We start from the raw sequence: 19,053 nt of genomic DNA on the forward strand, positions 1-19,053 counted from the left end.
AAAACTTTTTTACAAGTCACACGCGGTATTTCTTACCATGTCTTAAAAAAATGCCTGTTAATTATGAAACTCAGTATCATCATACTAACAATGGCCATCTTTCAGGTAAGCGCCAGTACCTATGCACAAAAGATCACGCTTAACAGAAGTAAAGCGTCTATGGTACAAGTGTTTGATGACATTCGTAATCAAACGGGCTACGATTTTTTTTATAACCTGAAACTAATTAAAAGCGCCAAACCGGTTACTGTTAATTTAAAGAACGCCGAACTGGAAGATGTACTTGCAGAGATCTTTAGCGGTCAACCCTTAACGTATACCATTACTAAGGAAGACAAAGCTATCGTGGTTAAAGAACGGAAATCACCAATTCCGCCACGTAAGATCAACGGCAAAGTAACCGATGAAAAGGGGAACCCGCTGGTTGGGGTTATTGTAAAGGGCAAGTCATTCAATGCGGCATCATCAACCGATAAAGATGGAAACTTTGCAATCACCGTGCCCGATGAAAATGCAGTGCTGGTATTCACGTACATGGGATATAAAACTATCGAGATCCCTGCCGATCGCGGTACGCTTACTGTAACTATGCAGGAAGATGTTTCGGCGCTTAACGAGGTGGTGGTGGTAGGTTACGGTACGCAGAAACGTACCGACCTTACCGGCGCACTGAGCTCCGTATCTAACGATAAGCTGGTGGCCACACACTTCAACAACGCCGTGCAGGCACTGGCCGGTCAGCTACCGGGTGTAGACATCGTAACAAATAGTACTAAGCCTGGTGGCGGCTTCGATATCTCTATCCGCGGACAAAACACCATTAAATCGGGTACTGACTTAAGTGCCATCAATCCTCCCCTTTATGTATTGGATGGTATCTATGTCAATTCAATCAACGACATTGCGCCCACAGATATTGAGCGCATCGACGTATTGAAGGATGCTTCTTCAACGGCCATTTATGGTTCGCGCGGTGCAAACGGTGTAATCATCGTTACTACCAAAAAGGGAAAGCAAGGCAGAAATACTGTAGAATATATAGGCTCTGAGTCGATAAGCAATGCGATGAACCTGCCCCATTTCACCAACGCCGACGAGTGGGTACAATATCGTATTGACCGTAGCAAAGGACAAAACTATACCAACCCCGACTATCAACCCGACCTGCAGCAGTTGCTGGGCCAGGCGGCATACAATAACTACCAGGCAGGCAAATCTATTAGCTGGCCTGATCAGATCTTGAAAACGGCCTACTCGCAATCGCATGCATTGAGCGTGAATGGCAGTGCAGAAAAGCTTACTTACAGCCTGGGCGCTGCAATCAATTCTGAAAACGGCGAAATTAGTGGCGACGGCTATACCCGATACAACCTGAATGCATCGCTCAATAAGCAGATTAATAAAACATTTAAAATTGGGACAACCATCTATACTGCTTACGAAATCACTAAACAAGCCAGCCCCGAAACCTTCCGGACCATCTATCGCCTTAATCCGCTGTCTGATAAGTATAATGCCGATGGGTCTTTAAAGTTCTATCCAGACGGAATAACAACTATCACCAACCCTTTTATAGAGGAGAAGAACAGGCATACGCAAACCAACAATACGCATACTTTTGGAAACGTATTCCTTGAGGCGAAACCGCTGAGCTGGTTGAAGTTTACCACCACTTTTGCTCCCGATATCACGCATACCGAATATGGATCATACATCGGGTCGATGACAAAAACAGGCGCAGGAGCGCTGGCCAATAGCAGTGCCCAATACCAGGCAGGACGCACGGTAAAATATACATGGGACAACTTGTTACAAGCCGATAAAACCTGGGGCGATCATACCGTAAATTTCCTTTTGGGTTCGTCCTATTATAAATCATCCATCATGAATTCGGCCGAGGCGGCAAGAGCATTCCCTACCGATGCTTATGATTGGTATAACCTTGGAGCCGGAACAATGTCTTCCATGTCTACCGGTTATATACAAGAACAGCTGGATTCGTATTTTGGACGCGTTAACTACGACTATAAGGGACGCTACCTCTTAACCGCCACAGGGCGTACAGACGGTAGCTCAAAACTTGCGGAAGGGCATAAATGGGCATTCTTCCCTTCAGCAGCCGCTGCATGGAGAATCTCTGAAGAGGAGTTTTTGAAAGACAAAACCCCGCTTTCTAATTTAAAACTACGCTTCAGCTATGGTGTATCGGGCAACAATGGCGTGTCGCCTTATAGCAGTTATCCAACAGTAGCCAATGCCAGGTACCTTTTTGGCTCCTCAAACGTGGTGAACACATCGTCTATAACGCGCTTTGCAAATAAAAACCTCACCTGGGAGCGAACTAACGAGTTTAACCTGGGTTTAGACTTTGAACTCTTCAAAGGAAGGATCGGCGGAACGATAGACGTATACAACCGCCGTACCAACGGTATTATTATGAACAGGGTGATGTCTGTACTTAATGGGTTTACCAGCCTTACAGATAATGTGGGCTCGGTTAACAACAAGGGTATTGAAATTGGCCTAAACACGGTCAACATTAAAACCGATAACTTTTCATGGAATACATCGCTCAACTTTGCGTCCAATAGCAACAAAATCGTAAGCCTTTCTGATGGTTCTACCCGCGATGAGGCCAACGGTTGGTTTGTGGGGCAACCTGTAGGTGTTGTATGGACCTATGACCAGGTTGGTTATTGGGGTGAAAACGAGGCTGCAGAAGCAAAAAAATACGGACTGGCACCAGGTAGTATCAAAGTGCGTGATATTGATAACAGCGGCACCATAAACAATGCCGACAAGGTATTTAAAGGATCGCTTTTCCCTAAATGGACAGGAGGTATCACCAATACTTTTACTTATAAAAATATTGACTTAGCATTTACGGTGACCACCCGTCAGGGGCAATATTCATATTCGCAGTTCCATGGATCGTACTCGTTGGAGGACAACGAGAATTTCAATGTACTGAAGCTCAACTACTGGACCCCGCAAAACACCAGTGGTACCTGGGTGCGCCCCGGCGTGCCGTCGGGCCCGATGGAGGTGTTATATTATCAGAAGACTTCGTACGTAAGGGTAGGTTACATCAATGCCGGCTACAACCTGCCTAAGAGCCTGACAGGCAAATTAGGGCTTAGCAAGTTGCGGGTATTCGCTTCGTGCCAAAACCCTTTCATCTTTACCAAATATGTAGGCTGGGACCCTGAAAATGCAGGCAAGGACACGCAAACCTATGGATATACGATGACACGTAAGTTTATGTTCGGACTCAATTTGGCGTTCTAATTCATTAAGGATCAAGCGTATTTTATTATTAATTATGAAAAAAGCAATCAATTATATCGTAGTCATTTCGTTGTTGGCCTTAGCCCAGTCATGTAAACTGGATGAGGTTAACCCCTCGTCGGTGACGAGTGACAAGTATTTCGTTACTCAAAGCTCGTATGAGGAGCTGGTGAACGAAACATACAGATACCTGCGCCCATTGTTGCAGAATACTAACCATATGTGGTACGGTACAGATATGTATGATCGTACAGGGGTGGTAGATGACACTCAATTGCCCATTAATGATTACACCACATTTACGGGCGACGAAAGCCTGGGCTGGTGGACCGACAACTACAACCTGATTAGCAAGGCTAATACAGCCCTAACGCGCGGAGCTGCTATAAAAGATAATATAGACCCGAAAGTATACGCCACCCGCACCGGCGAACTGCTGGCCCTGCGCGCTTATGCCTATTTTAACCTGGTGGAGACTTTTGGAGGCGTGCCGCTGATTACCAGCGAGGTTACCCAGGCTACCTACAATTTCACCCGCTCTTCTGAAGAAGAGGTGTATAAACAAATTGTGGCCGACCTTAATCAAGCCATCGCCCAGTTACCGGGCGATCCAAGCGACTATGGACGTGTAGCCCAGGCCATGGCCCAGCACCTGCTTGGCAAGGTGTTGCTTACACGCAGCTACAAATCGTATGCGCAAACAACCGACCTTGCAAATGCCGTTAACAATCTGCAAGGCGCAATGAACAAATCAACGCTCAGCACATGGGATGCTCTCTTTGGCGACCAATACTCGGCTGGTGGCAATAAAGAAGTCATATTTGCGGTCCGCTACTCCGCCACTGATGCGAACAACAAAACCGGCAACAATCTTTATCAGCAGTTCAAATTTTGGACCGACAGGTTTCCGGGTGGAGCGCTGGCAGCGCCGTACTGGCGGCAGGATGCCTCTTATCAGCCTTCATCTTACCTTTTCAACCTCTATGCTGCTACTGATTACCGGGCGTCTGAGCGCTTTTTACAAAGACACATCGTGGCTGCTGCCAACGCAACAGGACCTAATGGCGCAATTAAGGCAGGCGATAACGTGATCTACCTGCCCCGCGTAGCGATGAGCGCAAGCGATATTGCCGCCTATGAGGCTGCAAACAAGCCAACGTATTATGTGGTGAACCCAGATCAGTATCATCAGTTTTTTGGATCAAACACCATCTATCCTATCATCTGGAAGTTTTATGACCCTACGGTAGTAGTTTATACCAACTCTGGTGTAGATCCGCAAGGCCACCGTGACACGTACATCTTCCGTCGTGCCGAAACCATGATGTTACTGGCCGAAGCATATGTTAAACAAGGACAAGGAGGCTTAGCTACCGGATTGATCAACGACCTGCGCACACGGGCCAAGCTGAGCGGAAGTGACCTGCTTACCGGAAGTGCCACATTAACGGATGTGCTCGACGAATCGGCCCGCGAACTTTTTGGCGAATCGAACCGGTGGATGGATTTGAAGCGTACCGGAACTTTGCTTACCCGCGCAGCTCAATATAACGCTTTCACTGCTCACAATCACCCAGCCACCATTGATTCTAAGTATTTGTTACGCCCAATCCCTGTAACGGAAATTGTACGCAGCCCTACTTTAACACAAAATCCTGGCTATCCAAGTAAATAATTGTAAAACCACTTTAATCATCAATCTATATGTATAAAAATATTCGCACCGCATTTGCAGTACTGGCAATGATCAGCACCGGCAATATGGTATCTGCACAACAAAAAATAGACAAAGACCATGTTAACCCCTGGATCAAGCCGCTGGGCGCATTGCCTCCAATTGCCAGCCTTACTGAAGGCGAATGGATGAAAGGTGACCTGCACGTTCACTCCAGCTACAGTTCTGAGGGCGGCTACGATCCGCAGCGTCACCCTATTTCAAAAATTAAAGCTTTCGCAAAATCTGTAGGTTTCGGTTTTATCGGCATTACCGATCATGATAACCACGTGCTGGGTAATACAGCAAACAATACATGGGCCGATACCGCTTTTAAAGACAATACTTTGTTAATGCTTTACGGCGCTGAGTGGACTACCACCCGCGGTCATGGTAATACTTTTTCTGCCACACCTTACGATCACCAGAAATTTTATGACGTGCGCGATCAGCGCGATGCAGACATAGCTAAAGTGAAAAAAGAACTTGGCATCCACCTGTCGGCTAACCACCCTGCTGGCCCTAAAGACCATTTCGGTTTTTCTTATGACCTGGTTGACGCCATGGAAGTCTGGAACTCTTGCCAGTGGACTAAAAATGCCAATTCAAACCTGATCTGGGAAGACATGCTTTCATCAGGCCGCAGAATTACCGCCCGTGGCGGCAGCGATGTTCACAGGCCAAGCGATGTAAATTACATTGGTACCCCAACCACCTGGGTGTTTGCAGCCAAACACACTGCCCAGGCAGTTGTAGATGCGCTGCTTAACGGCCGTGTTTCGATAAGCGCAAACCCTTATGCCCCGCGCGTAGAGTTCTATGCTGATATCAACGAAGATGGTAAAATGGATATGATGATGGGCGATAACGCAAAATCTACCGGTAAGCCAATTAAATTCCGTGTTGAGCTTAAAGGAAACGTAAAAACAGACAGCACTTATACAGTGAATGTAATTAAAGACGGCCGTAAGTTTGGCAGCTATAAAATGGAAGGTAAAAACCCGGTAGTTGAGTTTACCGATACGCCAAAATTAGTTGAGCGTATGTACTACCGCCTTATAATTGAAGGCCCGTCTACCGATTATCCGGAGGTTCCAAAATCAGCAAAGGTAACCGGCAACATGGTGGCCCTTTCAAATCCGATCTACTTCAACTTTGATCCCAAATTTTAGTAAAAAAAGAAGGACTAAAAAGCACTAAGAATAAGATCCCCGATATGGAAAACGTATCGGGGATTTTTTTATCCTGCTTTAAGATTTGCTAACTTAACATTAAAAGTTCAGTCCGTTATTTACCTATTCACCTCCGCATACCTCTTCCTAAACGCCGTCGGGTTCTCCCCTTTATACTTTTTAAAAATCCGGTTCAGGTGGCTTTCATCGGTAAAGCCAAATTCATAGGCTATTTCGCTCATACGCTTATCGGTGTATTGCAGGCGGGTTTCAATCAGTTTCAGTTTATAGCTGGTGATGTATTGCTGCAAACTTTCGGCAGTGGTTTTCTTAAAGTATTCGCTGATATAGTTTGGCGAAAAGTTAAAGCACGAGGCTATGGTTTCAACCTTTAAGCGATCTGGCTGATAGATATGTTCATGAATGTAATTAAGCAGCGGCAGCGTGGTAGCTGATGGCTGCTTTAAAATATCGGCACGTTGTTGTAAGGTTATATTACGGGCAGCTATGGTTATAATAGTGTTCATTACCTGCTCAAGTACCTCATTGTGTTGCGGATATGCATTTGATGTTTCCCTGATCAGCGCCTCAACCATAGCCCTTACCAATGGCTTATCGGTAACGGTTTTCAAAATGCAGCCTGGTAAATGGTTATGGTTATGAAAAATAAATTCCATCTTTTTAACCCATTGGTCGCTTTGAGCCTTCAGGTAGCTATCTGCAAAGCGGATAAAATAAAAACGGGTTAGTTCGTGTACTTCAAAACCGTGTTTATCTTCCGGAAAAATCAAAAAGAACTTATTAGCAGCATAAGGAAGTTCATGCCCGTTGATCACCTGGATACCTGTTCCTTCAAGCGTAAAAACCATCTCAAAAAATGTATTACGATGCGGCTTGGCCACATACTGGCTTGTTTCAAGCAGTTCCAGCTCATAAGGGCGGTAAAGGTTTTTGATCTCCATACCTGTAAAGTTACATATCATCCCCTGAAATGTACAACGCCGGGGCTCCGATAAAGCGGAACTTTGACATATCAAAACAAACGAAAATGAACACTACATCTTTTTTACTATTAAGACTGGCCATCGGAGCCAGCATGTTTGGTCACGGATTGGTTCGCTTACCTAAACTTAGCGGGTTCAGCAACTGGATGGTTGGCACATTTGCAAAATCAATGCTTCCAAAAGCATTGGTAACACCTTTCAGCTATTTGCTTCCTATTGCCGAATTTACAATTGGCTTACTGCTAATATCAGGCCTGTTCACCAAACCGGCTTTAATTGCTGGCGGCCTTGTTATGATGCTGTTGATTTTAGGCAGCTGTATGATCGAAAATTGGGAGATACTTCCTTCACAATTGATCCACGCCGCATTTTTTGCTTTGCTGCTTCAGTTTGCAGCCAATAACACCTATTCATTAGATAACCTTTTATTTAACATATAATATCATGAGCTCAAGAAGAGAATTTGTAAAACAAGGGGGCCTTTTAGGTTTGGCCGGTTTAGTAGGCAGCAACCTGGTATCTGCTAAAGAACGTATAGCAACCAATAACTCAAGCACTTCAAAATGGGCCGATGGCTCAAGGCTGGTAGTTTCTATATCCATGCAGTTTGAAGCAGGCGGCCAGCCGGATAATGCAGAAAGTCCGTTTCCTCAAAATATGCAAAAGGGCTACATCGATTTGCCCGGAGCAACATGGTTTCAATATGGTTATAAAGAAGGCATTCCGCGCATGCTGGATAACTGGGATAAGCTGAATATTAAAGTAACATCGCACATGGTTGGTTCGGCCGTGCTCAAAAATCCGGCTTTGGCTAAAGAAATTGTCGACCGTGGCCATGAGGCAGCTGCACACGGCATGAATTGGGCTACTCAATATACCATGCCCTACGACCAGGAAAAGCAGTTTATAAAAGATGGAGCAGATGCCATTAAAAAGGTAACTGGTTTTACCCCGGTAGGTTACAATGCCAACTGGCTGCGCCGCGGCGAAAACACACTGAAAATATTACAGGAACTTGGTTTCGTATATCATATTGACGACCTAAGCCGCGATGAACCTTTTATTATCCCGGTAAACAATAAAGATTTTGTAGTGGTGCCCTATACCCTGCGTAATAACGACATTGAACTGATTGAAGGTAAAAATTTCTCCGTTGATCAATTCCTGAACCAGGTAAAAATGGAATTTGATCAGCTTTATGCCGAAGCCGAGTTTAAACGCCGTCAAATGTCTATCAGTTTCCATGACCGTATTGGCGGCACCCCGCAAATGGTTAAAGCCGCTAATGACCTGATCAAATATATGCAGCAGCACAAAGGCGTAAGCTTTAAACGGAAAGATGAAATAGCAAAAATGGCTCTGGAAGATAAGACGACGATAAGGGAGAGTTGATAAAGAAATAAAAAATGTCATTGCGAGCGTAGCGTGGCAATCGCACAGAAGCACAGCCGCTCTGTATAGCATGCGATTGCTTCGTCGTTCCTCCTCGCAATGACATAATTTTATTTGCTTTTTATTTTTTTTCCTAATTCTCCTTCATACCCGGATATTGGTCAAAAAGAACTTTTAGCTTCTGGGCCATTTCAGGGTATTCTTTTATCACGTTAGTACGCTCGCTGGGGTCATAGGCCAGGTTAAACAGTTCGGTTTGGGCAGGTAGCGGCGAACCGGCTACTCCACCAACATTATTATTGGCCTTAACTTCGCGATACTTCCAGTCGCCGAGGCGCACGGCTTCGCAAACGCTGTTATTGTAATAATAGATAGGCCGGTGTTCGGGATGTTTGGGCCCTTTACCTGTCAGCACATCGGCTATTGATTGTCCGTCAAGGGTTCTGCCCTTAGGCAGCGGAGCTCCTGTCCAGTTAGCTAAAGTAGGCAATACATCAAGGTTGCTCATCATACTGGTGATACTTGCGCCAACAGGGGTATGGTTTTTCCAGTAAACTATAAATGGTTCACGAACACCGCCCTCATATGATAAACCTTTGCTTCCCCTGAAAACCCCGGCCGTACCGGCATCCCAGTGTTTGGTAGCATTATCGCCCAGCATCCGGTCAGGAAAGTCAATCCAGGGACCGTTATCGCTCGAAAATATGAATATCGTATTATCGGCCAAACCTTGTTTTTCCAACTCGCTCCAAACCTTGCCAAGACTTTCGTCCAGTTGTTCAACCACATCACCTAAGTGCCCGCCGTCGCTGCGGTTTTTATTTTTTACAGATGATGCAAAGGCTACCGGCAAATGCGGCATATTGTGAGCCAGGTACAGAAAAAACGGCTTATCCCCTTTTTTCTGCTCTTTGATGTAGCGAATAGCTTCACGCTGATATAAGTCGATCAGCGATGAATCGGCTGGTTTCAAGATCTCCGGCTTATGGTTACGGAATACTTTAATGGTAGTATCTGTTTTTACATAAGGCGAGCGGTAATCATGGCTGTACAGCAAACCATAATATGAATCAAAACCCTGTGCCATGGGGTGGTTATAAGGTGCATGATCGCCCAGGTGCCATTTACCGATCATTGCTGTTTTGTAGCCAATTTGCTTTAGCATTTCGGCAATGGTAACTTCCTGGTCGGGTATACCAAGCGATGAGCCCGGACCTATAGGATAAGGTAAATTCATTCTTGAAGCGTAACGCCCGGTTAGCAAAGAAGCACGCGAAGGCGTACAGGTTGGGCTGCTCACTACGTAATTGGTGGCCCTTACCCCTTTTTGCGCCATTTTATCTAAAAACGGTGTGCGGATAACAGGGTTACCATAGCAACTTAAGTCGGAGTAGCCCATATCATCGGCCAGTACAAAAATGATATTAGGCAATTGCTTTTTTTGGGCCGAAGCCGGTACGATCAGAAATATAAAGGCCACCAGAAAAAAGCCTTTGCAGGTTAATTGGGTTAGATGTTTCATTACCGGTGAAAATAGTTTTTTGTTGCAGATAGCTGTTAAAGATAACTTAACTTTTACAATTGGGAATGAAAACAGAAAAGCCGGCTTTTCTGCCGGCTCCCGGGATAGATCATTCTATAAAAAGTCCGCGCATCCGGTCAATATAATCCTGGTCATTACTAACATTTCTGCCGGCAAGATAAAATTCTGCATCCTTGCCTACCACATACCTTAAGCGTGCGGTACTATCTGTTGCAGCCTGGTAAATGGTTTCTGCAACGTCTGCAGCTGATGATTTTGGGATGTGCTCGGTTGCTTTGCGGTACCGGGGTACTACATTGTCCATCAATTGTGTATAAACTGGTATATTGTTGGGGATAAATACAGCCGATGTAGTAACAAAGTTTGTAGGGATACTGCCCGGCTCAATAATGCGCACTTTTACATTAATAGCCGCCATTTCATAAATTAAAGCTTCCGAATACCCTTCAACTGCAAATTTACTGGCATTATATAACGCACCGCCAGGAATTGTGACACGCCCGCCCATTGATGATATGTTGATGATAGTTCCGGACATCCGTTCCCTGAAATGCGGCAATATTGCCCTGGTAACATTCATCAGGCCAAAAACATTTACATCAAACTGTTTTTGTATCTGCCCGGGCCCAGCATTTTCAAACATGCCTATTAATCCATATCCGGCATTATTTACCAACACATCGATATTTCCAAATCGTTGTAAACCTATATTCACCGCTTTAGTAATGGAATCTGTATCTACTACATCAAGCCGGGTCACCAATACATTATCAAACTGGTTTAGTTCCGATTCCTTTTCGGGCGTACGCATGGTGGCAATAACGTTCCAGTTTTTTGCAGCAAATAATTTAGCAGTTTCGCGCCCTAAACCGGATGAGGCCCCGGTTATCAATATTGTTTGTTTCATGATCTTTATTGAATAATTATATCACAAAGATCATCAGTCAATTACTGCATCTTTATACGGGTATCAACAGCTTTTATATGAAAATCAACTATACTGCTGCCTGCGGAAAGTGGCCGGCGTAATGCCTGCATACTTTTTAAAAAAGCTGCTGAAATTAGGCTGATCGGCAAAGCCAAGTGCGTAGCCTATATCCTGCAAAGTCCAGTCGGTTTGCAGCAGCAGGGCTTTACTTTCATCCAAAATACGGTTTTTGATATGCGCGCTTACATTTTGACCGGTGTATTTTTTAAGTAAAGTATTGAGGTAATTGGGCGTGATGGCTATGCTTTCGGCAAATTCTTTAGCGGTTTTCATTTTTATCGGCTGCACATAATTAACATCGGCGGCTTCCACCTCCAACAAATTAAAAAATTGGTGAATATGCCGGTAATCGTCGTTAAGTTTTCCAGGGTTGGTATAAGTGGTCATTTTTGCAGCGGCTATCATGATCAATTGCAGATACGCCTGTATAGCATCTTCGGCAAAAATATCTCCCGGTTTATCCTCCTCCTGTATTTTAACAAACAGATCAGCAAGGCGCTGTACTGCTTCAGCCGGCACCTTTATCACACCTTTTCCAGCAGTAAAGAGTCCGTATTTGTCCATAACCCCTTTGAGATTAGAGTGGCTATCTACAAACTTGCGTTTAAATAAACAATAATGCGCCTCTGAGCCGCTGGCAAAACCCTGCCACGAAATAATATCGGCAGGTGGTATGAAAAGTATAGTGGGGCTATCAATCTGGTAAGTATTCAAACCCATAGTAAATATACCGCTGGCCTGGGTAATAAGCATCACCTTATAATAGTCGCGCCGGTTGGGCGACATATGGGCCGTTGTTTCTGCGCGTTGTTGGGTGAATGCCTTTATAGACCAATTTTTATAATACTCCCTAACCACAGGCGTGGTTAAGCGTACATCTGTAAGTAATGGTATCTTTTTATTGCCGGCTATATTTGTCATTGCTGCAAAAATTAAACACTTATAACAACATGTTTATATTAAAAACAATAGCGCCTATATTAAAATCAACAGCTACTACTTATTCTCACTACGCAACATTTCCCGATGCTCTTTACCCCATTTTATCATCTCCAAAATGATATTGCCAAAACTTCTGCAATACTCGGTGGACTGGTATTCAATTAAAACCGGGGTGGTAGGCGTAACTACCCGTTTCACAAGCTTGTTCATTTCCATGGTTTTTAGCTCGCGCGACAACATGCGTGTGGTGATGCCGGGGATACTCCGCTCAATTTCCCTGAAACGGTGGTTGCCATTGCAAATGGAATTGATGATAGGCAGTGTCCACTTACCGCCTATAACATACATGGTGTCCTGAAGTGCCTGCCGTTCATCGGCATGATTACGCTGGTATGACGTTATTCCTGCTTCCATACTGGTATACTCTATGTAACTGGTTACAAAATTATACCAATTCCGTTATAATTTTGCATCATCAAATAAAATAACATGACAAAAACAATTTTTATAACCGGAACCAGTAGCGGCCTGGGCAAATTAACCGCTAAACATTTTGCCGGTATGGGTTGGAACGTAGCTGCCACCATGCGTACACCCGAAAAAGAAACAGAGCTTACACAATACCCTAATATTAAAATATTTAAGCTGGATGTAACCAATCTTGAGCAGGTAAAAACCGCTACCGAACAGGCGATAGCCGCTTTCGGCAAAATTGATGTGGTAGTGAACAATGCAGGCATGGGCACTTATGGTGCACTGGAACTTGCCAAAGAAGAAGATATTGACTGGCAATTTGCAGTAAATACCCGCGGCCCCATAAATATTATCCGTTCTTTCCTGCCTCATTTCAGGCAAAACGGTGGCGGTACCTTCATCAACATCAGTTCATTTATGGGTATTACTACGGCGGTACCGCTTGGCTCATTGTACAACATGTCGAAATTTGCGTTGGAAGGCCTTACCGAAGGACTTTATTACGAGCTAAAGCCGCTTAATATCAACTTAAGGCTCATGGAGCAGGGCGGCTCAAAAGACAATAACTTTGTAGACAGCGTAGTTTGGAATCAAAATCCCGACATAACCGCTTATGACAAACTTACTGGCAAACTACAAAACCTAATGAGCTCACGCGATGAGTCGCAGCTTGATGACCCGATGCTGATTGTAAATGCTATTGATGATCTTGCTACCGGAAAAAGTAATAAATTCCGTACAGTAATAGGTAATATGGGCAACATGTTGATGAACATGCGCAGCACTATGCCTATTGAAGAGTACCTGGATAAGATGGCAACATTTTTTTGAACCATGATTTTCTTGATTAGAGGATTTCCATGATAGATAATCCATCGCCCGCTATCAAGCAATCCTCTAATCAAGAAAATCATGGTTCATTGAGCTTTTCAACAAAACAATTTGAACTTTCTAACAAAACGTTTTGCCTTACATCAGCCTAACTTTGTGTTATCAAAATAAAGATAACACTATGAAAAAAGTATGGTTTATAACAGGAAGCGCCCGCGGATTAGGCCGCAGCCTTACAGAAGCAGTTTTAGCAGCAGGCGATAATGTTGCCGCTACAGCACGCAACCCCGAACAATTAAAAGATCTGGCTGATAAATATCCCGGCCAGGTTTATCCTATAAAATTAGATGTAACCGATTACCCGGCAGTACATAAAGCTGTTGCCGATACAGTAGCCCATTTTGGCAAAATTGATGTATTAGTAAATAATGCCGGTTTCGGTATTATTGGCGCAGCTGAGGCTTTTACCGATGAGCAGGTACGCAGCCAACTGGAAACTAATTTATATGCCCCTATCGAAATTACCCGCGCGGTATTACCTTATATGCGCAAGCAGCGTTCGGGCCGCATTTTACAGATCAGCTCGGTAGGCGGTCGTATAGGTAATGCTGGTTTAAGCATGTACCAGGCAGCTAAATTTGGGCTTAGCGGTTTTACCGAAGCTTTATCAAAAGAAGTAAAACCACTTGGTATATTGGTTACCAGTGTTGAGCCGGGAGGTTTCCGGACCGATTGGGCGGGCGATTCGATGAGCTATGCTCCGAAAATTGAAGGTTACGAGCAGACTGTTGACGCCCGTGCGGATTTTATGTCGAGCGGTAAATTTGTACCAGTTGGCGATCCTGAAAAGGCAGCCAAAGTGATGATCGATTTGGTTGAACACCCTGAGCCACCAATGCACCTTGTATTGGGCAGCGAAGCGGCGGCATTGTTAACCCTTGCTGATGAAGCACGTAAAGCCGAGTTTGAGAAATGGCTGCAGGTTACTAAATCAACAGATCATGACGAAGCAGACGATTTCCTGAACACCGAATATGGCAAAGCGATAGCCGCGCAAAAAGGTTAAAATATTTTCAGATCAGGAACTGCTCAGACGGCCATGTCCTCACGGCTGCGAATATGACATGAACGTCACCCGGGCGTGAGGACATGCTTCGGGAGGACATGCCAGACTTACGAAGTTTTTGAAACCTCGTAAGTCTTTCTTTATTATTAAATTTGAACAACATGCCTTTGTCAAATCCAAAAACATCGCCCCGTATACTTTATTCCTGTTACTCGCATACAAGCAGGGCCGGTGAGCAATTTATCCCCGACCATGTTTTCGGCTATATCCTTTCCGGCGATTCGGAGCTTTACGTTAACGGCAAAAACTACTATTTTAAACAGGGCGATTACCGTTTTCTGAAACGGAACGAGCTGGCCAAGTACGTAAAACATCCACCTGCAGGCGGCGAATTCAAAACCATTACCATCGGTATGGATCAGGCCACACTGCAAAGCATGAGCGCCGAACTTGATTTGCATGCAGAAGGCCCATATACGGGCGAAAGCGCACTATTTCTGAAACCGAATGAGCTTTTTAACAATTACATGAAGTCATTAAGCCCGTATATGGATAAAAGCAGTGATGAAATTAGCCCTGCGCTTACCTTGCATAAGGTAAAAGAGGCTATAATGATATTGCTTGAAACTAATCCCGAACTTAAAAATATCCTGTTTGATTTTAGCGAACCAGGCAAGATCGATCTGGAAGCCTTTATGACCCAAAACTATCGTTTTAATGTGGATCTTAACCGCTTTGCCTACTTAACCGGCCGCAGCCTGGCTACCTTTAAACGAGATTTTGAGAGGATCTTTAACACCTCCCCCAACCGCTGGATCCAGCATCAAAGGTTGAAAGATGCGTATTTCCTGATCAAGGAGAAGGGCCACAAAGTATCTGAGGTTTATATGGACGTTGGTTTTAAAGACCTCTCCCACTTTTCATTCGCTTTTAAAAAAGCTTACGGAGTAGCACCATCGGCGGTGTAACGGCTGAGAGGATTCAAGACGGCAAGAGCCAAGAAACAAGAGGAGAAAGAGTCAGGAAATCAAGATTAAAGAGCCAAGAGGATAGGAAAGAAAAAAATAACACCGTTACAAAATGATATGACTTAAAAAAATCGTCATTGCGAGGTACGAAGCAATCCCCGACACGCAGAGAGGCTTTGCAAATTAAGCGGCTCTGTACAGTTTGGGATTGCTTCGTACCTCGCAATGACGATCTTCTTATTTGCATTAAACAGCTTCTAATAAAAAAAACCAGGAAAAAGTGAAGATTACCCCCAACTTCATTCCTGGCTTTTTTCTTATCGTCTTAATTCCTGACTCTTAAAATCGTGTCTCTTTCCTTAGACGTTAAACCTGAAGTGCATAATGTCGCCATCCTGCACAATGTAGGTTTTACCCTCAACGCCCAATTTGCCGTTTTCTTTTATAGTAGCCTCAACGCCATTGAATTTTACAAAATCGTCGTATTTAATTACCTCGGCACGGATAAAGCCTTTTTCAAAATCAGTGTGGATAACACCAGCGGCCTGTGGTGCGGTGAAACCCTGGGTAATAGTCCAGGCACGTACTTCCTGTACGCCTGCGGTAAAATAAGTAGCCAGGTTCAATAACCTGTAAGCAGCTTTGATCAGTTTATTAACGCCCGATTCGGCAAGGCCAAGATCATCCAAAAACATCTGGCGTTCTTCGTAAGTTTCCAGCTGTGAAATTTCAGATTCAATTTGCGCTGATATAATCAGTACTTCGGCATTTTCATCTTTAACAGCAGCCTTCACCTTTTCAACATAAGCGTTGCCGTTATTTACCGAGCCTTCATCAACATTACAAACATACAACACCGGTTTTGCGGTAAGCAGCCAAAGGTCGGCTACGTATTCTTTATCTTCTTCCTCTACCGGTGCGGTACGGGCCGATTTACCCTCAAGCAGATGATTTTTATAAACGGTTAAAACATCAAATGTTTTCTTGGCCTCTTTGTCGCCGCCGGTTTTAGCCATCTTTTCAACCTTCTGGATCTTTTTCTCGATAGATTCAAGATCTTTCAGCTGTAACTCGGTATCAATGATCTCTTTATCACGGATAGGGTCAACAGAACCATCAACGTGGATCACGTTATCATTATCAAAGCAGCGCAATACGTGGATAATGGCATTAGTAGCACGGATGTTAGCTAAAAACTGGTTACCCAAACCTTCGCCTTTGCTGGCCCCTTTAACCAAACCGGCAATATCAACTATCTCGATAGTGTTTGGTACTATACTTTTAGGGTTAACTATTTCGGTAAGCTTTGTTAAGCGCTCATCCGGCACTGTAATTACACCCACGTTTGGCTCAATGGTACAAAACGGAAAGTTAGCCGCCTGTGCCTTAGCGTTTGATAAGCAATTAAAAAGTGTCGATTTACCCACATTCGGCAAACCTACTATACCACATTGTAAACCCATTTTTGTGTTTTTAGTTGATTGAGTGAGTGGTTGATTGGGTTGATTAAGTTTTGATTTTGATAAACTAATCAACCATTTAACCTAATAAACCACTCACTTTAAAAAGCGCAAAGATAACAGAAAATTTTGCCTTATAATTTGAAAAAATAAACGACTTTTGCGCTCGGAAAAAAGAAGCTAAAATATTAAAACACCGATGTAAAAAAGGAGGGTCTATATATGGAAGAAATGGTTGAGCAAGTAGAATTGTTGCTGGAAAAACAAGACGACACCCAATTACAGGAATATTTGAACAACCTCAACATATCGGATGTTGAAGAACTGATCGGTGAGCTTCCTGAACATGGCCCTAAATTCATCGAAATCCTATCGCTTAACCGCGCTATTAACGTATTCCGGATCCTTGAGTTCCCGGTGCAGGAGCGTATCATCAAAAAACTTTCGGGCCAAAAGGTTGAAGATCTGATCAATGAACTTCCACCAGATGACCGTACTGCCCTTTTCAGTGAGCTGCATGGCGATGCTGTTCAAAAGCTCATCCAGAAACTTTCGCCCGACAACCGGAAAGAAGCCCTGATCCTTTTAGGCTACGAAGAAGAAAGTGTTGGCCGCTTGATGACCCCGGATTATATCGCTGTAAAGCGTACCTGGGATGTAAGCCGCGTACTTTCGCACATTCGCCGGTATGGTAAAAACTCCGAAACTATTGACGTTATTTATGTAATTGATGAGCACGGTGTTTTACTTGATGATATCCGGATCCGGGAAATATTACTGGTAAAACCAGAAACCAAGGTAAGCGAGCTGATGGACGGCAGGCTGATTTCCCTTAGCGCCAGCGATCCGCAGGAGGAAGCCATTAACGTTTTCAGGATGAATAACCGCACCGCCCTTCCCGTTGTCGACACTAATGATATATTGCTGGGTATCGTAACCGTTGATGATATCCTTTGGATAGCTAACGAAGAGTATACCGAAGACATCCAGAAAATAGGTGGTACCGAAGCACTGGACGAGCCCTATCTGGATATCAACCTTTTTAAACTGGTAAAAAAACGCGTAGGCTGGCTTATCATTTTATTTTTAGGCGAGATGCTTACCGCCACCGCCATGGGTTATTTTGGCGATGAAATATCAAAAGTAGTAGTATTAGCTTATTTTATTCCCCTCATTATTTCAAGCGGGGGCAACAGTGGTTCGCAGGCATCAACCCTCATTATCCAGGCCATGGCCCTTGGCGAGGTAACGGTGGGCGATTGGTGGCGTGTTATGCGCCGCGAAATACTTTCGGGCCTGATGCTTGGTGTATGCCTGGGTTTGATAGGCTTTTTACGCATAGCGGCATGGAGTATGTTCAGTAATATTTACGGTCCGCATTGGATGCTGGTAGGCTTTACGGTTGGTGCTTCCCTTATCGGCATTGTTTTATGGGGATCATTGTCGGGTTCAATGTTACCGTTATTGCTCAAAAAACTTGGTGCCGACCCTGCCACGTCATCAGCGCCTTTTGTGGCTACACTGGTAGATGTTACCGGTTTGATCATTTACTTCACTATAGCAGTATTGTTTATGCGGGGAATATTATTGTAATATCTGCTTTCAATATAACTACGCAAAAAGCCCTGCCTCTTAATAAGATGCAGGGCTTAATTATTTTAGTTTAGTGTTGTTCCGTATTAAATCTCAAACGAGAAATCCTCATCTGCAGATGCCCTGGCAATTTCAGGGTTCTCGCTGTATTCGTAGCGTTTTTCAACTACTTCCTGGTTTGATTTGATATAGTCGATAGTATCTTTCAAACCTTCAGCAAACTTTTCAAAGTCTTCTTTATATAAAAAGATTTTGTGTTTTACAAACACCCCATCTTCCAAACGTTTTTTGCTTTCAGTAATAGTAACATAATAATCGTTTGAACGGGTTGCTTTTACATCAAAAAAATAGGTCCGCTTCCCAGCTCTCACCTTCTTTGAATAAACCTCTTCACGCTCTCTATTGTCAAAATCTCCCATATATATTTACCTGTAATTAGTTTTGGTTGGCATAAATATAAATAAATTTTCAAAGTGCAAGTATTTTATTCGTTATTATTGAACTTTTTGAAACAAAAGTGTCATTTTTTTGTGTGCTTCACTGTTTAAAGAATGAACTATGAAATGGAAGGATTGCGCGAATCATACTTCCTGTTAAGAGATTATTAAATTGCGACAC

General features: G+C 43.9%; 16 protein-coding genes. 9 read left to right on the forward strand and 7 right to left on the reverse strand.

Annotation, left to right across the window (positions count from 1 at the left end):
- The first annotated feature begins 63 nt into the window (after positions 1-63).
- From MTO98_RS26425 to MTO98_RS26435, 3 genes are read left to right on the forward strand one after another with little or no spacing between them, the layout of a single operon-like run.
- Entirely contained in the window at positions 64-3,288 is a 3,225-nt protein-coding gene (locus MTO98_RS26425) for a TonB-dependent receptor (RefSeq protein WP_243481982.1), read from the forward strand.
- Between the two features lie 34 nt (positions 3,289-3,322).
- Positions 3,323-4,963 (forward strand): RagB/SusD family nutrient uptake outer membrane protein, encoded by a 1,641-nt coding sequence (locus MTO98_RS26430; RefSeq protein ID WP_243481983.1) that lies wholly within the window; start codon positions 3,323-3,325, stop codon positions 4,961-4,963.
- Between the two features lie 29 nt (positions 4,964-4,992).
- Complete coding sequence (locus tag MTO98_RS26435) at positions 4,993-6,174, forward strand: CehA/McbA family metallohydrolase (protein ID WP_243481984.1); 1,182 nt, start codon at positions 4,993-4,995, stop codon at positions 6,172-6,174.
- Positions 6,175-6,293: 119 nt separating this feature from the next.
- On the opposite strand, the gene MTO98_RS26440 is transcribed toward MTO98_RS26435, so the two are convergent.
- The gene (locus MTO98_RS26440) at positions 6,294-7,136 is read right to left on the reverse strand and encodes an AraC family transcriptional regulator (RefSeq protein WP_243481985.1); all 843 of its coding nucleotides are present in this window, start codon (positions 7,134-7,136) and stop codon (positions 6,294-6,296) included.
- An 86-nt stretch (positions 7,137-7,222) separates the two neighbouring features.
- Between MTO98_RS26440 and MTO98_RS26445 the strand changes: the two genes are divergently transcribed.
- Complete coding sequence (locus MTO98_RS26445) at positions 7,223-7,618, forward strand: DoxX family protein (protein ID WP_243481986.1); 396 nt, start codon at positions 7,223-7,225, stop codon at positions 7,616-7,618.
- A 4-nt stretch (positions 7,619-7,622) separates the two neighbouring features.
- A complete protein-coding gene (locus MTO98_RS26450) occupies positions 7,623-8,570 on the forward strand; it encodes a polysaccharide deacetylase family protein (protein WP_243481987.1) in 948 nt (315 codons plus the stop codon).
- A gap of 133 nt (positions 8,571-8,703) precedes the next feature.
- On the opposite strand, the gene MTO98_RS26455 is transcribed toward MTO98_RS26450, so the two are convergent.
- From MTO98_RS26455 to MTO98_RS26470, 4 genes are all read right to left on the reverse strand, one after another.
- Entirely contained in the window at positions 8,704-10,092 is a 1,389-nt protein-coding gene (locus MTO98_RS26455; protein ID WP_243481988.1) for a sulfatase, read from the reverse strand.
- A gap of 109 nt (positions 10,093-10,201) precedes the next feature.
- Complete coding sequence (locus MTO98_RS26460; RefSeq protein ID WP_243481989.1) at positions 10,202-11,020, reverse strand: SDR family oxidoreductase; 819 nt, start codon at positions 11,018-11,020, stop codon at positions 10,202-10,204.
- 84 nt (positions 11,021-11,104) lie between these two features.
- Complete coding sequence (locus MTO98_RS26465; protein WP_243481990.1) at positions 11,105-12,022, reverse strand: AraC family transcriptional regulator; 918 nt, start codon at positions 12,020-12,022, stop codon at positions 11,105-11,107.
- A gap of 75 nt (positions 12,023-12,097) precedes the next feature.
- Complete coding sequence (locus MTO98_RS26470; RefSeq protein WP_243481991.1) at positions 12,098-12,457, reverse strand: helix-turn-helix domain-containing protein; 360 nt, start codon at positions 12,455-12,457, stop codon at positions 12,098-12,100.
- Positions 12,458-12,532: 75 nt separating this feature from the next.
- Between MTO98_RS26470 and MTO98_RS26475 the strand changes: the two genes are divergently transcribed.
- The 3 genes from MTO98_RS26475 (at position 12,533) to MTO98_RS26485 (ending at position 15,382) form a co-directional block, all read left to right on the forward strand.
- Positions 12,533-13,348 carry an SDR family oxidoreductase gene (locus MTO98_RS26475; RefSeq protein WP_243481992.1) on the forward strand — a complete coding sequence of 272 codons (816 nt, stop codon included), beginning with the start codon at positions 12,533-12,535 and terminating at the stop codon, positions 13,346-13,348.
- 181 nt (positions 13,349-13,529) lie between these two features.
- Complete coding sequence (locus tag MTO98_RS26480; protein WP_243481993.1) at positions 13,530-14,414, forward strand: oxidoreductase; 885 nt, start codon at positions 13,530-13,532, stop codon at positions 14,412-14,414.
- Between the two features lie 161 nt (positions 14,415-14,575).
- Entirely contained in the window at positions 14,576-15,382 is an 807-nt protein-coding gene (locus MTO98_RS26485) for an AraC family transcriptional regulator (protein WP_243481994.1), read from the forward strand.
- A 359-nt stretch (positions 15,383-15,741) separates the two neighbouring features.
- On the opposite strand, the gene ychF is transcribed toward MTO98_RS26485, so the two are convergent.
- Positions 15,742-16,845 (reverse strand): redox-regulated ATPase YchF, encoded by a 1,104-nt coding sequence (ychF, locus tag MTO98_RS26490; protein WP_243481995.1) that lies wholly within the window; start codon positions 16,843-16,845, stop codon positions 15,742-15,744.
- A gap of 219 nt (positions 16,846-17,064) precedes the next feature.
- Here ychF and mgtE point away from each other — a divergent pair, with 219 nt between their 5' ends.
- Positions 17,065-18,435 carry a magnesium transporter gene (gene mgtE / locus MTO98_RS26495; protein WP_243481996.1) on the forward strand — a complete coding sequence of 457 codons (1,371 nt, stop codon included), beginning with the start codon at positions 17,065-17,067 and terminating at the stop codon, positions 18,433-18,435.
- Between the two features lie 86 nt (positions 18,436-18,521).
- Here mgtE and MTO98_RS26500 read toward each other — a convergent pair whose 3' ends face one another.
- The gene (locus MTO98_RS26500) at positions 18,522-18,854 is read right to left on the reverse strand and encodes a DUF3276 family protein (protein WP_090528014.1); all 333 of its coding nucleotides are present in this window, start codon (positions 18,852-18,854) and stop codon (positions 18,522-18,524) included.
- Positions 18,855-19,053: the final 199 nt, after the last annotated feature.

It is taken from the genome of Mucilaginibacter sp. SMC90, assembly GCF_022811725.1.
Classification (GTDB): Bacteria; Bacteroidota; Bacteroidia; order Sphingobacteriales; family Sphingobacteriaceae; genus Mucilaginibacter.

What these genes read in the sequence shown, in the direction of transcription:
- MTO98_RS26425 (WP_243481982.1), top strand. Translation starts at nt 64, where the DNA reads ATGAAACTCAGTATCATCATACTAACAATGGCCATCTTTCAGGTAAGC.
- MTO98_RS26430 (WP_243481983.1), top strand. Translation starts at nt 3,323, where the DNA reads ATGAAAAAAGCAATCAATTATATCGTAGTCATTTCGTTGTTGGCCTTA.
- MTO98_RS26435 (WP_243481984.1), top strand. Translation starts at nt 4,993, where the DNA reads ATGTATAAAAATATTCGCACCGCATTTGCAGTACTGGCAATGATCAGC.
- MTO98_RS26440 (WP_243481985.1), bottom strand. Translation starts at nt 7,136, where the DNA reads ATGGAGATCAAAAACCTTTACCGCCCTTATGAGCTGGAACTGCTTGAA.
- MTO98_RS26445 (WP_243481986.1), top strand. Translation starts at nt 7,223, where the DNA reads ATGAACACTACATCTTTTTTACTATTAAGACTGGCCATCGGAGCCAGC.
- MTO98_RS26450 (WP_243481987.1), top strand. Translation starts at nt 7,623, where the DNA reads ATGAGCTCAAGAAGAGAATTTGTAAAACAAGGGGGCCTTTTAGGTTTG.
- MTO98_RS26455 (WP_243481988.1), bottom strand. Translation starts at nt 10,092, where the DNA reads ATGAAACATCTAACCCAATTAACCTGCAAAGGCTTTTTTCTGGTGGCC.
- MTO98_RS26460 (WP_243481989.1), bottom strand. Translation starts at nt 11,020, where the DNA reads ATGAAACAAACAATATTGATAACCGGGGCCTCATCCGGTTTAGGGCGC.
- MTO98_RS26465 (WP_243481990.1), bottom strand. Translation starts at nt 12,022, where the DNA reads ATGACAAATATAGCCGGCAATAAAAAGATACCATTACTTACAGATGTA.
- MTO98_RS26470 (WP_243481991.1), bottom strand. Translation starts at nt 12,457, where the DNA reads ATGGAAGCAGGAATAACGTCATACCAGCGTAATCATGCCGATGAACGG.
- MTO98_RS26475 (WP_243481992.1), top strand. Translation starts at nt 12,533, where the DNA reads ATGACAAAAACAATTTTTATAACCGGAACCAGTAGCGGCCTGGGCAAA.
- MTO98_RS26480 (WP_243481993.1), top strand. Translation starts at nt 13,530, where the DNA reads ATGAAAAAAGTATGGTTTATAACAGGAAGCGCCCGCGGATTAGGCCGC.
- MTO98_RS26485 (WP_243481994.1), top strand. Translation starts at nt 14,576, where the DNA reads ATGCCTTTGTCAAATCCAAAAACATCGCCCCGTATACTTTATTCCTGT.
- ychF (WP_243481995.1), bottom strand. Translation starts at nt 16,845, where the DNA reads ATGGGTTTACAATGTGGTATAGTAGGTTTGCCGAATGTGGGTAAATCG.
- mgtE (WP_243481996.1), top strand. Translation starts at nt 17,065, where the DNA reads ATGGAAGAAATGGTTGAGCAAGTAGAATTGTTGCTGGAAAAACAAGAC.
- MTO98_RS26500 (WP_090528014.1), bottom strand. Translation starts at nt 18,854, where the DNA reads ATGGGAGATTTTGACAATAGAGAGCGTGAAGAGGTTTATTCAAAGAAG.